Genomic DNA, 13,734 nt, shown 5'->3' on the forward strand with positions numbered 1-13,734 from the left:
GGGGAACGCGCGGCATGGTCGCGTCCACCGGCCATGCAGGCGTTGATCTGGCGCAAATCCGGCGCCTTGCGTGCCACGGTTCGCGGCCGCCGTCCACCTTGACCACGCCGGGCGGCCCGCCCATCCTGCACCGTCCCCACGCAGTCAGCACGCATGAACACCCGCTACAACGCCGCCGACATCGAAGTCCTCTCCGGCCTGGACCCGGTCAAGCGCCGGCCCGGCATGTACACCGACACCAGCCGCCCCAACCACCTGGCGCAGGAAGTGATCGACAACGCAGTGGACGAGGCGCTGGCCGGGCACGCGAAGGGCATCGAGGTGACCCTGCATGCCGACGGCAGCTGCGAGGTGGCCGACGATGGCCGCGGAATGCCGGTGGACATCCACCCGGAGGAGAAGATCCCCGGGGTCGAGCTGATCCTCACCCGCCTGCACGCGGGCGGCAAGTTCAGCAACAAGAACTACACCTTCAGCGGCGGCCTGCACGGCGTGGGCGTGAGCGTGGTCAACGCGCTGTCATCGAGGGTCGATGTCTTCATCAAACGCGACGGCAACGAATACCACATGGCGTTCGCCAACGGCGAGCGCGCATCGGAGCTGGAGATCGTCGGCAGCGTTGGCAAGAAAAACACCGGCACCCGCCTGCGCTTCTGGCCGGACCCGAAGTACTTCGACACCCCGAAGTTCAACCTGCGCGCGCTCAAGCACCTGCTTCGCGCCAAGGCCGTGCTGTGCCCGGGGCTGACCGTCTCCCTGTTCGACGAGGCCAGCGGCGAGCGCGTGCAGTGGCATTACGAGGACGGCCTGCGCGACTACCTCAAAGGCGAGCTCGAAGGCCGCGAGCTGCTGCCGCCGGAGCTGTTCGTCGGCTCGCTGAAGAAGGACACCGAAATCGTGGACTGGGCGGTGGCCTGGGTGCCAGAGGGCGAGCTGGTGCAAGAGAGCTACGTCAACCTGATCCCCACCGCCCAGCACGGCACCCACGTCAACGGGCTGCGCACCGGCTTCACCGAGGCGCTGCGCGAGTTCTGCGACTTCCGCAACCTGCTGCCGCGCGGCGTCAAGCTGGCGCCCGAGGACGTGTGGGATCGCGTCAGCTTCGTGCTGTCGCTGAAGATGACCGACCCGCAGTTCTCCGGCCAGACCAAGGAGCGCCTGTCCTCGCGCCAGGCCGCTGGGTTCGTGGAAGGCGCCGCACACGACGCGTTCTCGCTGTGGCTGAACCAGCATGTCGAGCTCGGCGAGAAGATCGCGCAGCTGGCCATCGAGCGCGCCGCGGCACGCCTGAAAACGGAAAAGCAGATCGTCCGCAAGAAGGTGACCCAGGGCCCGGCCCTGCCCGGCAAGCTGGCCGACTGCATCAGCCAGGATCTCTCACGCACCGAGCTGTTCCTGGTCGAGGGCGATTCCGCCGGCGGCAGCGCCAAGCAGGCGCGCGACAAGGAGTTCCAGGCCATCCTGCCGCTGCGCGGCAAGATCCTCAATACCTGGGAAGTCGCCTCCGGCCAGGTGCTGGCCTCGCAGGAAGTGCATGACCTGGCAGTGGCGATCGGCTGCGACCCCGGCAAGGACGATATCTCCGGCCTGCGCTACGGCAAGATCATCATCCTGGCCGACGCCGATTCCGACGGGTTGCACATCGCCACCCTGCTCAGCGCGCTGTTCCTCAAACACTTCCCCGCGCTGGTGCGCGCCGGCCACGTGTTCGTGGCGATGCCGCCGCTGTTCCGGGTGGACGTGGGCAAGCAGGTGTTCTACGCGCTGGACGAGGAGGAAAAGCGTCTGCTGCTGGAGAAGATCCAGCGCGAGAAGCTCAAGGGCCCGGTCAACGTCACCCGCTTCAAGGGCCTGGGCGAGATGAACCCGCAGCAGCTGCGCGAATCCACCATGCACGTGGACACCCGCCGCCTGGTGCAGCTGACCGTGGACGACGATGCCGCCACGCACGGGCTGATGGACATGCTGCTGGCCAAGAAACGCGCTGCCGATCGCAAAGCCTGGCTGGAGCAGAAGGGCGATCTGGCGACCCTCGAAGTCTGAGCCCGGCGAGCCATTGCCCTCGGCCGTCGCGACGGCGCCACCGTCATTGCCGCGGATGATCCCCCGCGGCGCGGCTGGAGCAGAAGGGCGACCTGGCGACGCTCGAGGTCTGAGCCCGGCGAGCCACTGCCCTCGGCCGTCGCGACAGCGCCACCGTCATTGCCGCGGATGATCCCCCGCGGCGCGGCTGGAGCAGAAGGGCGACCTGGCGACGCTCGAGGTCTGAGCCCGGCGAGTCACTGCCCTCGGCCGTCGCGACGGCGCCACCGTCATTGCGGCGGGTGATCCCCCGCGGCGCGGCTGGAGCAGAAGGGCGACCTGGCGACCCTCGAAGTCTGAGCCCGGCGAGCCATTGCCCTCGGCCGTCGCGACAGCGCCACCGTCATTGCGGCGGATGATCCCCCGCGGCGCGGCTGGATCAGAAGAGCGACCTGGCGATGCTTGAGGTGTGAGCTGGAAGACGCCTCTTTTGCTCGTTATCGCGACGATGACCTCCGCCCCTCCTTCAGGCCGAGGAATTCAAGTCCTAGCTGCAGCCTGGGGTCTGCGGTTATCCTCGCAAGCAGGGATTGTTTTAACTCGGGGAAAGTTCATGCGTCGTTTTATGTTCACGATCTTGGCTGCGATGACCATTCTTGCACCCGCAGCGCAGGCACAATCGATACCGGCCGAAGAATTCACCAAGCGCCCAGAAGCATGGGAAGTGGAGCTATCGCCTTCCGGCGAATACATTGCCTTTGCCGTGCCTTCGGCCGATGGAATGGAAACGACCCTGGAAGTGACGCGGCTGTCCACCGGAAAATCACAGATCATGCGGTTCGGCCGGCAGCAGCACGTCTCGGACATTTATTGGACGGCGGATGACCAGCTGGTGGTGTCACGCGCCGCAATGGAACCCCTGAAGGCGCGACCGGTCTCGCAGGGCGAGCTATACACCACCGACATCCACGCCAAGAACCAGGACGTCCTGTTCGGCTTCGTTCCCGACAACCAGACCAAGCGCGGCAAGCGCAAGGATCGCGGTTGGTCGGTCATCGCCAAAGTGCTGCACGATGAACCCGGCATGGCGCTGGTGGATTTCACTTGCTGGGACTGTGGCGAGGAGCCAGGCACCACGATATTCAGGGTGAACACCCTCACTGGCGAGCGCAAGGAGATCGAACGCAGCAGCGGGCTTGCGTCCTACCAGTTCGACAATAGCGGCGAACCACGCTTCAGGACCACCTGGGACGAAAATGACGAGCCAGTGCTGGCTTATCGCAAGAACAAAGGCGGCGCTTGGGAGCCCTTACCGAAGTCGATCGCAGGGCGGATGCTTTACTCGGCCAGGTTCGCGCCCGACGGCAACACTGTCTATGCGCTGGTGACCGATGCGCTGGAGCCGGCACAAGCGTACAAGATCGACCTCCAAGCGGGAACGCGCACCAAGCTCGCCGGCGATCCCGATGTCGCCGTCAGCGGATTCCTCTATTCCGGCCTTGATGGAATTCCGTTCGCGGTGACCTACGATGCCGCGAAACCGGCACTCCAATACATCGACCCGAATTCGGAGTGGGCCAAGCTGCATGCGGGACTTATGGCCGCTTTTCCGGGCTACATGGTGTCTTTCACTGGCTTCAGCCGCGACGGCAACAAGGTGCTGTTCTCCACCTGGTCGGACCGCGACCTGGGCAGCTACTACATCTATGACCGCACGACCAGGCAAGTGCAGAAGATCATCGATTACAAGCCGTGGTTGAAGCCCGAGTCGATGGCGCAGACCCGCCCCATTGAGTTCACCAACCGCGGCGGCCAGAAGATATTCGGCTTTTATACTGCCAAGGGCGATGGACCGAAGCCCATGGTCGTGATGGCGCACGGTGGGCCTTTTGGCATCTATGACAGATGGGGCTTCGACGAATACGTGCAGTTCCTCGCCAGCCGTGGTTATGCCGTGCTCCAAGTCAACTACCGGGGCTCCGGCGGGCGCGGCGAAGAGTTCCAGCGCAGCGGCTGGCAGGGCTGGGGCACCAAGATCCAGGATGACATCACCGACGGGGTGCGCTGGGCCATTGCCAACAAGCTAGCCGATCCTGCCCGCATCTGTACTTTCGGCGGCAGCTTCGGCGGATACACCGCGCTGATCCAGCCAATCCTCAACCCTGGCATGTACAAGTGTGGGATCGGCTACGTAGGCGTTTACGATCTTCCTCTGATGCGCAAGACGGACAAGAACCAGGGCATTTCCAAGCGGTCCCTCCGCTTCCTCGATCGGACTCTCGGCACCGACATGGACGCGCTAGCCAAAGTATCTCCGGTACAACGCGCCAGCGAGATACAGGTACCCGTGTTGCTGGCCCATGGCCGCAACGACAAGACCGCTGACTTCAATCAGTTCAAGGTCATGGAAGCAGCCCTGAAGGCGCAAGGAAAATCCGTCGAATCGTTCGTCGTGGACGGCGAAGGCCATGGCTTCGTCGACCCCAAGAACCGCGCTGAATTCTATCGCCGCATAGAAGCTTTCCTGGGCAAATACATCGGCCAGGGCGCAGCGCCTGCAGGCAATTGAGCGCGGGGCTGGAACCACCGCGCATATCGGAGGGGGCGGCGCGAGCCGCCCCTTCTTGCATCTGTAGTCCTGCAGCCAGGGCGGCTCAGCTTCACCCCTGGCGCAGCGCCAGCCACACCCCGGCAAGAGCCATGACCAGCAGCACCAGCCAGGTCAGGGCGGTGCCCCAGAAGCGGCCGAAGGAGTGGCCGCTGCGGCGCGAGAGGCCCTGCGCGTGCAGCACGCGGCCCAGCAGCAGGGCGGCGCCGAAGCCCCAGACCCAGCCCGAGGGCAGGCCGCAAAGCTCCAGCAGGGCGAGCAGCAGCAGGGCGATCGGCGCGTGCTCGACGAAATTGCCGTGCACGCGGATGCGCCGCACCAGGTCCGGATCGCCGCCGTCGCCGAGGCCGATGCCGCGCGCGTGCCGCACCTGCGAGATGCGCGCCAGCAGCACCAGCATCAGCAGCACGTGCAGGCCGGTGATGAGCAGGGTGATCCGGGGCATCGCGATTCCTCAGGCCGCCAGCGGGCGGGCGTGCAGTTCGGGGTATTCGTGCGCGGTGGCGAAGCGGCCCTTGTCGTCGCGCACCACCTGCGCCAGCGCGCAGCCGGGATCGTGGGTGAAGAACAGGCGCACGTCGCGGGCCAGCTTGTCCTCGAGGAAGGCGCGCTTCTCGTCGATCAGCAGCTCGGGGTTGCGGTCGTAGCCCATGGTGATCGGCACGTGCACCCATGGCCGGCCCGGGATCAGGTCGGCGCAGAACACCACGCCGCCGTGCGGCTGCCCGTCCACCGTTTCCGGGCCGACGATCTCGGCCAGCAGCAGTCCCGGCGTGTGGCCGTCGCTGTGGTGGAAGCGTACGGCCTCGCCCAGCGCAGCGCTGTGGTCGCCGTCCACCAGTTCCAGCCGGCCGCTGGCCTCCAGCAGCGCGGGCAGTTCCGGAATGAAGCTGGCGCGGTCGCGCGGGTGCGGATGGCGCGCGCGCTCGAAGTGGTCGCGGCCGACCACGAAGGTGGCGTTCGGGAACAGCAGTTCCGGCGCTCGGCCCTCCGCCCACGGCGCGAGCAGCCCGCCGGCGTGGTCGAAATGCAGGTGGCTGAGCACCACCACATCGATGTCCTCGTGCGAGAACCCGGCCGCGGCGAGCGAATCCAGCAGCACGTGGCGGCCTTCCACCACGCCGTAGCGCTCGCGCAGCGGCGGCGGGAAGAACGCGCCGATGCCGGTCTCGAACAGCACGGTCTTGCCGTTCAGCGGGCTGGCCAGCAGCGCGCGGCAGGCCAGGTCGATGCGGTTGTCGGCGTCCACCGCCATCCAGCGCGCCCACAGCGCCTTGGGCGCGTTGCCGAACATCGCGCCGCCATCGAGCTTCTGCGAATTTCCCAGCAGGGACCAGAGTTTCATGGGGATGCCTCCTGCGCGGTGGCGCGGGGATGGCGCGCGCCGGTCAGGGCTGCGCCAGTACCGCGGCCTTGCCTTCCGGATTGCGCGGGTCGCTGCCGCCGCGCATGACGTTGGCGCGGCGATCCCACTCCACCGTCTGCAGATTGCCCCAGACATGGCTGGAGCCGCGTCCGCCCTCGGCGCGATCCGGCGGCAGCTCGATGGTATGCCCCATCGCCTGCAATGCCTGCGCGGCCTCGGCGGAGATCGCCTTGGGCTCGGCGTCGATCACATCCGGCAGCCACTGGTGGTGGTAGCGCGGCAGCGCGGCGACCTGCGGCGCTTCCAACCCGGCGTCATAGCCAAGGATGCCCAGCAGCACCATCGTGATGATGCGGCTGCCACCCGGCGTCCCCAGCACCACCACCTTGTCGCGGGACTCCATGAAAGTGGGCGTCATCGAGCTGAGCATACGCTTGCCCGGCTTGGGCGCGTTGGCCTCGTAGCCCATCACCCCGAACGCATTGGGCGTGCCGGGCTTGAGCGCGAAGTCGTCCATCTCGTCGTTCAGCAGCACCCCGGTGCCGGGCGGCACCAGGCCGGAGCCGAACAGCAGGTTCACGGTCTGGGTGGCGGCCACCCGGTTGCCGTCGGCGTCGATGATCGAGAAGTGGGTGGTCTCCTCGTCTTCCAGCGGGGTCGGCTGGCCCGACAGCAGGTTGCTGGGGGTGGCCTTGTCGGGGTCGATGCCCGCGCGCAGGCCGGCGGCGTAGTCGGGCGACAGCAGCAGCCGCTGCGGGATCTTCACGAAATCCGGATCGCCCAGGTAGAAGGTGCGGTCGCGGAACGCGCGCCGCATCGACTCCACCACCATGTGCACGCGCTCGGCCTCGGGCATGGCCTTGAGGTCGTAGGGCGCGAGGATCTGCAGCATCTGCGCCAGCGCGATCCCGCCCGAGGACGGCGGCGGCGCGGTGGTGATGTTCCAGTCGTGGTAGCGGAAGTGGATCGGCTCGCGCTCCTTGATCCGATAGGCGGCCAGCTCCTCCAGCGTCCATTGCCCGCCCGCGGCGTTCACGCCCGCGACCAGGCGCTTGGCGGTGGTGCCGCGGTAGAAGCCGTCGAAGCCCTGCGCGGCGAGGCGCTCGAGTGTGGCGGCCAGGTCCGGCTGGCGGAAGACATCGCCCTCGCGGATCGGCTTGCCGCCCGGCGAGAACACCGCGCGGGTGCCGGGATAGCGGTCCATCACCTGGCGCTTGACCGCGTAGCCGTTGGCCATCCGCGCATACACCGGGAACCCCTCGCGGGCGATCCGGATGGCCGGGGCCAGGCTCTGCTTCAGCGGCAGGCGGCCGTATTTCTCGGCCACGTGCACCAGCATCGCCGGCAGGCCGGGGATGCCGGCCGACCACGGGCCGTTTTGCGACCGCTGCGGGTCGAGGTTGCCCTTGGCATCGAGGAATTTGTCCGGGGTGGCCGCGGCCGGGGCGGTCTCGCGCCCGTCCACGAACACGTCGCGCCCGCTCTTGGCATCGTGCAGCAGCCACATGCCGCCGCCGCCCAGGCCGGAGCTGATCGGTTCCACCACCGACAGCACGCCGGACACCGCCACCGCGGCGTCGAACGCATTGCCGCCCTGGCGCAGGATTTCGATCCCGGCCTCGGTGGCCAGATGGTGCGCGGAGGCCACCGCGGCGCCGGGCGGATGCGCGGCGGGCGCGGCCGGGCCGGCGGCAGCCGCCAGCGGAAGCAGGAAGGCCAAGAGCAGCCAGGCGATGCGGTTCATGCGTTCACTCCTTGCGGTACCACGGGCAAGACGGCGGCCGCCGGGGCGGCGCGCCGGAGTGGCGATGGACGGCGCGCACCGGCGTCGGCCCTGCGCCTGCGTCCGTCGCGGGGCGGGCCCGCGGCGGACGGTTGCTGCCGGCTTACTTGGCTTCTTCGAAGATGTAGCTGACGCCGGCCGGCTCGACCGCGGCCTTCACCCGCTCGCCCAGGATCGGGGTGCCGATGAAGACCACCTTGACGCCCTTCATGCTGCCCTGGGGCACGTCCTTGAAGGCGGCCTCGATCATCTCGACTTCCTTCTCCGGCGCCGGCGAGGCGAACACCAGCATCACGCCCTCGGTCATGCCGCGGCCGAGGTCGGTCTGCAGCTTCTCCAGCTGGCGCTGGTACTTGCCGTCGAAATCTTCGGTATCGGCCTTCGGCAGGAAATACACGTAGGGGCTGCTGGTGATGCCGCCCATGTGCGGGGTGAGCTTGTATTCCAGGTAGGGCTTCCAGTCCTTCTGTTCGCTGCTGGTGGGCAGCGGCGGCGCGACCTGCGCCTGCGCCTGCGGGGCTTCTTCCTTCTTGCAGGCGGTGAACGGCAGCACCAGGCAGGCGACGACGAGCAAACGGGACAACAGGTTCATGGGCTTTCCCCCGGGCGTGGCAGTGGATGTGGATGCAGCGGTGGCGGCGGCCTGGCTCATGTGGCCCGGCCACGCCAGTGGGCCTCGAGCGCCGCCGCGACCGCGGGCGGGACGAAGCCGGAGACATCGCCGCCGAGGCGCGAGATCTCGCGCACCAGCGACGACGAAATGAAGCCGTATTGCTCGGCCGGGGTCAAAAACAGCGTTTCAACCTCCGGGATCAGGTGGCGGTTCATGCTCGCCATCTGGAATTCGTATTCGAAGTCGGACACCGCGCGCAGGCCGCGCAGCAGCACGCCGGCGCCGATGTCGCGCACGAAGTGCGCCAGCAGGCAGTCGAAGCCGCGCACTTCCACGTTGGCGTGGTGGCCCAGCGCCTGCCGCGCCAGCCCCACCCGCAGTTCCAGCGGTAGCGCCGGCCCTTTCGACGGGCTGGCCGCCACCCCGACCACCAGGCGTTCGAACAGCGGCGCGGCCCGGTCCACCAGGTCCAGGTGGCCATTGGTGATCGGGTCGAAGGTGCCGGGATAGACCGCGGTGCGTGCCGCCACGCTCATGTCGTCGTCGAACCGCCGCTGTTCAGGATTGCCCCAGTGTACCGCGCCGGTACAGCGCATAGCGCACCTGGCGGGTGTGGTTTTCGCGATGCAGTGCCCACTCCGCGGGCAGCTCCAGTGCCTGATCGGCCGGACTCTCCACGTACAGCCAGGCCTGCGCCGCCAGCCGCGCCGGCAGCAGTTCCAGCACCGCCGGCCACAGTCCGGCGGCGAACGGCGGATCCACGAAGGCGATGTCGAACGGGGCACCGGCATGCGCGCGCAGGAACGCCAGCGCATCGCCCTGGTGCACCGCCACCCGGCGCTGCGGGTCCAGCCGCGCGGCGGTGCCCGCCAGCGCCTGCGCCAGCGACGGCTCGGCCTCCACCAGCTGCACGTGCGCGGCCCCGCGCGAGGCGGCCTCCAGCCCCAGCGCGCCGCTGCCGGCGAACAGGTCCAGCACGCGTGCCCCCGGCAGCACCGGCTGCAGCCAGTTGAACAGGGTCTCGCGCACGCGGTCGGAGGTGGGCCGCAGCCCGGGGCGATCCGGCACCGGCAGGCGCGTGCCGCGCCACTGCCCGGCGATGATGCGGACGCTGCCGGGCCGCGCCACGGAAGGGTTTGCGCGGGCGCGGTTCATCGGGAAGGGGCAAGGGCGGGTGCTACCATGCGCGCCATTCTCCGCTATTCCCCCGGCCTCATGGTCAGCTGGTTCCGCCGCAAGCAACCCGACCCGCAAACGCCTCCGCCGGAGACGCCCGCGCCGCCCGCCGTCCCGGCCGCGGCCGATGTTCCCGCCCCCGCCGCGCCCGCTGCCGAGGCCGAGCTGCCCGCCCCTGCCGCCGCCGGCAAATCCGGCTGGCGGCAGCGCCTGCGCGGCAGCGCCTTCGCCCGCACCTTCAGCGGCCTGTTCTCGCGCAACCCGCGCCTGGACGACGACCTGCTGGACGAGATCGAGACCGCCCTGCTCACCGCCGATGTCGGCGTGACCGCCAGCAGCGCGCTGGTGGAAGGCCTGCGCAAGCGCATGCAGGCGCGCGAGTTCGCCGACGCCAATGCCCTGCTGTCCGCGCTGCGCGCCGAACTGGTGGCGCTGCTGCGGCCGGTGGCGCGCCCGCTGCGCATCGATCCGGCGAAGAAGCCCTTCGTGCTGCTCACGGTCGGCGTCAACGGCGCCGGCAAGACCACCACCATCGGCAAGCTCGCGCGCCGCTACAAGGACGAAGGCCGCAGCCTGATGCTGGCCGCCGGCGACACCTTCCGCGCCGCCGCGGTCGCGCAGCTGCAGGCCTGGGGCGAGCGCAACGGGGTCGCGGTGGTGGCGCAGGGCCAGAACGCGGATGCCGCCTCGGTCGCGTTCGATGCCCTGCAGGCGGCGCGCGCGCGCGGCATCGACGTGCTGATCGCCGACACCGCCGGCCGCCTGCACACCCAGGGCGGGCTGATGGACGAGCTGGCGAAGGTCGCGCGCGTCCTGCGCAAGCTCGACCCGGAAGCGCCGCACGAGGTGCTGATGGTGATCGATGGCACCACCGGCCAGAACGCGATCAACCAGGTGCGCAAGTTCAGCGAGAAGCTGCCGGTCACCGGCCTGGTGGTGACCAAGCTGGATGGCACCGCCAAGGGCGGCGTGGTGTTCGCACTGGCGCGCGAGTTCGGCATCCCGATCCGCTACGCCGGCATCGGCGAACGCCCGGAGGACCTGCGCGAATTCGACGCCGAGGCGTTCGTGGACGCGCTGCTGCCGGAGTCGCTGGGCGGGTGAGCGCGGCGCTGCCCGCCGGCCCGCGCCCGCGCCGGTGGCTGCGGCTGGCGGCACTGGCCATCGTGCTGGCGCTGGCCCTGCTGCTACTGCTCATGGCCTGGCTGGCCCCGGCCCCGCGCGCCGGACGCGCCCTGCTGGCGCTGGCCGGCGATGCGCTGGCGCTGGATCTTGAGGCCGACGGCTTCGACTACCGCCTGCGCGGCACCCCGCAGCTGGAACTGCGCGGGCTGGTCGCGCGCGAACCTGGCGCCGCCCGTGCCCTGCTGCGCGCGCGCCGCGTGTTCGTCGCGCTGCCGTGGCGCACCCTGCGCACCCGCGGCACCGACCTCACCGTGCAACGGATCGAGCTGGACGCCCCGGTGCTGGACCTGCCGGCGCTGCAGCATTGGCTGGCCGGGCGGCCACCCGGCGAGACCCGGCTGCCCACCCTCGTCGCTGGCCTGCGCGTGCGCGACGGGCGGATCGACAACGACGACTGGCGGATCGAGGCGCTGGCCATCGACCTGCCCGCGCTGCATCCGCGCCAGGTGCTGCACCTTAACGTGCGCGGCCGCTACGCCGCAGGCACGTTCACCCTGCCGGCCGCGCTCGCGCTTTCGCTGGATACCCCGCAGCGGCTGCTGGAGCGGCAGCCGGCGCAGCTCTCCGCGCGCGGCCGCCTGGAGTTTTCGGGCGAGGGCTGGCGGATGCCGGCGCAGGTGTTCCTGGCCGGGCCGCTGCGGATCGGGCGCGATTCGGCGCTGATGCAGCCGGTGCGGCTGGGGCTGGATGCGCGCTACCAGTCGGCCGGCGGCAGCACCGCGTTCCGGCTCGGGCTAGCCGCGCCGATGGCCTTCAACGATGCCCGCTGGCGCTTCGTACCGGCCAGCGTGGTGCTGGAAGGCGATCCTCAGGTGCCACGGGCCAGCGCGCGCGGCAGCCTCCGCCTGGGCGCGCGCCTGCGCCTGCAGCTGACCGGTGAGATCGCCGCCTGGCCGCCGGGCTGGCCGCCACTGCCGGCACCGCTGCACGCGTCCTCCACGCCGCTAAGCTTCACCCTCGCCTACGACGGCGCGCCGGATGCCTCCGGCCCGGCCCGCCTCACCCTGCGCCGCGACGCCACCGCGCTGGAGGCGGGCTTCCGCCTCCCCGAGATGCTGGCGTGGCTGGACGCTGGCGGTAGCGGCTCGCCGTTGCCGCCACTGGCCGGCACCCTGACCACCCCGCATCTGGTGCTGGACGGGGTGACGCTGGACGGGGTGCAAGTGCAAATCGACGACGCGCCATGAGCGCCGCACCCGACATCACCGCGCACCTGCTGGCGTGGTTCGATCGCCACGGCCGCCACGACCTGCCCTGGCAGCACCCGCGCACGCCGTACCGGGTGTGGCTGAGCGAGATCATGCTGCAGCAGACGCAGGTATCGGTGGTGGCGGGCTATTTCGAGCGCTTCGTCGCCGCCCTGCCCGACCTGCCGGCACTGGCGCGCGCGCCGCAGGACGAGGTCCTCGCGCTATGGTCGGGCCTGGGCTACTACGCCCGCGCCCGCCACCTGCATACCGCCGCAAAGCTGTGCCTGGAGCGCCACGGCGGCGAGCTGCCGCACGACCTCGATGCACTCATCGCGCTGCCCGGCATCGGCCGCAGCACGGCCGGAGCGATCCTCGCCCAGGCCTGGGGCGATCCCGCACCGATCCTCGACGGCAACGTCAAGCGCGTGCTGTGCCGGGTGTTCGGCATCGAAGGCTGGCCGGGCCAGCCGGTGGTGGAGAAGCGCCTGTGGGCGATCGCCGAATCCCTGCTGCCGCCCACGCGGCTGGCCGACTGGACCCAGGCGCAGATGGATTTCGGCGCCACGTTGTGCACCCGCGCCAATCCCGCCTGCGCGCTGTGCCCGCTGCAGGACGTTTGCGTTGCGCGGCGCGACGGTCGCATCGCCGACCTGCCTGCGCCCAAGCCGGGCAAGCCGTTGCCGCAGCGCGAAGCGCACCTGCTGCTGGCCGAGGATGGCGAGGGCCGCGTGCTGCTGCAGCGGCGCCCGCCCACCGGGGTCTGGGCCGGGCTGTGGTCGCTGCCGCAGCTGGACGATGCGGCGCAGGCACGCGCCTGGTTCTGCGACCACCTGCGCGGCGATGCCAGCGCAACGCAGGCGCTGCTCCCGATCGAACATGCCTTCAGCCACTACCGCCTACGCCTGCACCCGCTGCGCGCGCGCGTCGAGGGCCTCAAGCCGCGCATCGCTGATAATGACGGCCTGCGCTGGGCTCGCCGCGCGGAGCTTTCCGCGATCGGCCTGCCCGCCCCCATTCGCAAACTTCTGCAGGAGCAAACCGCATGACCCGCCAAGTGCATTGCGTGGTGGACGGGATCGACACCGACGGCCTGGACTTCCCGCCGTGGCCCGGCGAGCTCGGCCGGCGCGTGTTCGAGACCGTCGGCAAGCCGGCCTGGCAGCGCTGGCTGGCACACCAGACCATGCTGATCAACGAAAACCGGCTGTCGCCGCTGAACCCGCAGCACCGCGCCTTCCTCGAAGGCGAGATGGCCAAGTTCCTGTTCGGCGGCGGCGCCGACAAGCCCGCCGGCTACGTGCCGGAGGCCTGAGCCTTCGCCTGCGCGCGCTGCGCGTTCTCCGCGGCGCGCACCGCCTTGGCATCGAGCGGGCGGATCTCGCGGATCTGGCAGCTCATCGGACCGCCCGGCACCTGCACCCGATCGAACGTGGACAGGGTCATGCCGTCGCTGGACACCACCTTCAGGAACGGCGACCCGCCGGCCCAATCCAGGCACGGCCCCGACAGCGTCAGCAGCCAGGTCTCGTTCGGCCGCATTTGCAGCGCGACGTGCTGGCCATCCACGCGCTCCCAGCCGATCGGGTCGTAGTAGCGCACCTGCGACACCGGCGCGCCGGCATGCGCCTGGTACAGCGCCAGGCGCTGGCCATCGTCGATCCGCGCAGTGGCGCAACCGGACAAGACCAGCGCGGCGATCATGGCAACGGGCAGGGACTTGGCAGTGATGGCGTTCATCGCACGACTCCGTGGTGGCCTGCAGGCATCATCCGCGCGCCTGCCGCAACCCAA

At 69.7% G+C, this 13,734-nt stretch carries 13 protein-coding genes; 6 read left to right on the forward strand and 7 right to left on the reverse strand.

What is annotated here, in order from left to right; genetic code table 11:
* The first annotated feature begins 153 nt into the window (after nucleotides 1–153).
* Nucleotides 154–2,043, forward strand: a complete 1,890-nt coding sequence (parE, locus tag EDC34_RS02845; RefSeq protein WP_114960117.1) for a DNA topoisomerase IV subunit B — start codon at nucleotides 154–156, stop codon at nucleotides 2,041–2,043.
* 604 nt (nucleotides 2,044–2,647) lie between these two features.
* Nucleotides 2,648–4,591 (forward strand): alpha/beta hydrolase family protein, encoded by a 1,944-nt coding sequence (locus EDC34_RS02850; RefSeq protein WP_162797693.1) that lies wholly within the window; start codon nucleotides 2,648–2,650, stop codon nucleotides 4,589–4,591.
* A 91-nt stretch (nucleotides 4,592–4,682) separates the two neighbouring features.
* Here the strand turns inward: EDC34_RS02850 and EDC34_RS02855 are convergent, their stop codons facing one another.
* The 6 genes from EDC34_RS02855 to rsmD all read right to left on the reverse strand — a co-directional run bounded on the left by EDC34_RS02855 (nucleotide 4,683) and on the right by rsmD (nucleotide 9,547).
* Nucleotides 4,683–5,075: an MAPEG family protein gene (locus EDC34_RS02855; RefSeq protein ID WP_114960119.1), complete on the reverse strand. Its 393-nt coding sequence runs from the start codon at nucleotides 5,073–5,075 to the stop codon at nucleotides 4,683–4,685.
* Nucleotides 5,076–5,084: 9 nt separating this feature from the next.
* Nucleotides 5,085–5,975: an MBL fold metallo-hydrolase gene (locus EDC34_RS02860; protein ID WP_114960120.1), complete on the reverse strand. Its 891-nt coding sequence runs from the start codon at nucleotides 5,973–5,975 to the stop codon at nucleotides 5,085–5,087.
* A 43-nt stretch (nucleotides 5,976–6,018) separates the two neighbouring features.
* Nucleotides 6,019–7,740 carry a gamma-glutamyltransferase gene (ggt, locus tag EDC34_RS02865; protein ID WP_114960121.1) on the reverse strand — a complete coding sequence of 574 codons (1,722 nt, stop codon included), beginning with the start codon at nucleotides 7,738–7,740 and terminating at the stop codon, nucleotides 6,019–6,021.
* A gap of 142 nt (nucleotides 7,741–7,882) precedes the next feature.
* Complete coding sequence (locus EDC34_RS02870; protein WP_114960122.1) at nucleotides 7,883–8,371, reverse strand: hypothetical protein; 489 nt, start codon at nucleotides 8,369–8,371, stop codon at nucleotides 7,883–7,885.
* 56 nt (nucleotides 8,372–8,427) lie between these two features.
* The gene (coaD, locus tag EDC34_RS02875) at nucleotides 8,428–8,928 is read right to left on the reverse strand and encodes a pantetheine-phosphate adenylyltransferase (protein ID WP_114960123.1); all 501 of its coding nucleotides are present in this window, start codon (nucleotides 8,926–8,928) and stop codon (nucleotides 8,428–8,430) included.
* A 22-nt stretch (nucleotides 8,929–8,950) separates the two neighbouring features.
* On the reverse strand, nucleotides 8,951–9,547 hold the full coding sequence (gene rsmD / locus EDC34_RS12350) for a 16S rRNA (guanine(966)-N(2))-methyltransferase RsmD (RefSeq protein ID WP_240311087.1): 597 nt from the start codon (nucleotides 9,545–9,547) through the stop codon (nucleotides 8,951–8,953).
* Here rsmD and ftsY point away from each other — a divergent pair.
* Genes ftsY through EDC34_RS02900 form a run of 4 tightly spaced genes read left to right on the forward strand, consistent with a single transcriptional unit; the run spans nucleotide 9,452 to nucleotide 13,255 of the window.
* Nucleotides 9,452–10,672, forward strand: a complete 1,221-nt coding sequence (gene ftsY / locus EDC34_RS02885; RefSeq protein ID WP_425477462.1) for a signal recognition particle-docking protein FtsY — start codon at nucleotides 9,452–9,454, stop codon at nucleotides 10,670–10,672. The genes rsmD and ftsY overlap by 96 nt on opposite strands.
* Nucleotides 10,669–11,940, forward strand: coding sequence for a hypothetical protein (locus EDC34_RS02890; RefSeq protein ID WP_114960126.1), 1,272 nt, complete (start codon nucleotides 10,669–10,671; stop codon nucleotides 11,938–11,940). The genes ftsY and EDC34_RS02890 overlap by 4 nt, the downstream gene beginning before the upstream one ends.
* Complete coding sequence (gene mutY / locus EDC34_RS02895) at nucleotides 11,937–12,989, forward strand: A/G-specific adenine glycosylase (RefSeq protein ID WP_114960127.1); 1,053 nt, start codon at nucleotides 11,937–11,939, stop codon at nucleotides 12,987–12,989. Before EDC34_RS02890 ends, mutY begins: the two co-directional genes overlap by 4 nt.
* Complete coding sequence (locus tag EDC34_RS02900; RefSeq protein ID WP_114960128.1) at nucleotides 12,986–13,255, forward strand: oxidative damage protection protein; 270 nt, start codon at nucleotides 12,986–12,988, stop codon at nucleotides 13,253–13,255. The genes mutY and EDC34_RS02900 overlap by 4 nt, the downstream gene beginning before the upstream one ends.
* Here the strand turns inward: EDC34_RS02900 and EDC34_RS02905 are convergent.
* On the reverse strand, nucleotides 13,237–13,680 hold the full coding sequence (locus EDC34_RS02905; RefSeq protein ID WP_114960129.1) for a DUF6491 family protein: 444 nt from the start codon (nucleotides 13,678–13,680) through the stop codon (nucleotides 13,237–13,239). The genes EDC34_RS02900 and EDC34_RS02905 overlap by 19 nt on opposite strands.
* Nucleotides 13,681–13,734 lie beyond the last annotated feature (54 nt).

The organism is Thermomonas haemolytica (genome assembly GCF_004346265.1).
GTDB lineage: Bacteria > Pseudomonadota > Gammaproteobacteria > Xanthomonadales > Xanthomonadaceae > Thermomonas > Thermomonas haemolytica.

What these genes read in the sequence shown, in the direction of transcription:
- parE (WP_114960117.1), top strand. Translation starts at nt 154, where the DNA reads ATGAACACCCGCTACAACGCCGCCGACATCGAAGTCCTCTCCGGCCTG.
- EDC34_RS02850 (WP_162797693.1), top strand. Translation starts at nt 2,648, where the DNA reads ATGTTCACGATCTTGGCTGCGATGACCATTCTTGCACCCGCAGCGCAG.
- EDC34_RS02855 (WP_114960119.1), bottom strand. Translation starts at nt 5,075, where the DNA reads ATGCCCCGGATCACCCTGCTCATCACCGGCCTGCACGTGCTGCTGATG.
- EDC34_RS02860 (WP_114960120.1), bottom strand. Translation starts at nt 5,975, where the DNA reads ATGAAACTCTGGTCCCTGCTGGGAAATTCGCAGAAGCTCGATGGCGGC.
- ggt (WP_114960121.1), bottom strand. Translation starts at nt 7,740, where the DNA reads ATGAACCGCATCGCCTGGCTGCTCTTGGCCTTCCTGCTTCCGCTGGCG.
- EDC34_RS02870 (WP_114960122.1), bottom strand. Translation starts at nt 8,371, where the DNA reads ATGAACCTGTTGTCCCGTTTGCTCGTCGTCGCCTGCCTGGTGCTGCCG.
- coaD (WP_114960123.1), bottom strand. Translation starts at nt 8,928, where the DNA reads ATGAGCGTGGCGGCACGCACCGCGGTCTATCCCGGCACCTTCGACCCG.
- rsmD (WP_240311087.1), bottom strand. Translation starts at nt 9,547, where the DNA reads ATGAACCGCGCCCGCGCAAACCCTTCCGTGGCGCGGCCCGGCAGCGTC.
- mutY (WP_114960127.1), top strand. Translation starts at nt 11,937, where the DNA reads ATGAGCGCCGCACCCGACATCACCGCGCACCTGCTGGCGTGGTTCGAT.
- EDC34_RS02900 (WP_114960128.1), top strand. Translation starts at nt 12,986, where the DNA reads ATGACCCGCCAAGTGCATTGCGTGGTGGACGGGATCGACACCGACGGC.
- EDC34_RS02905 (WP_114960129.1), bottom strand. Translation starts at nt 13,680, where the DNA reads ATGAACGCCATCACTGCCAAGTCCCTGCCCGTTGCCATGATCGCCGCG.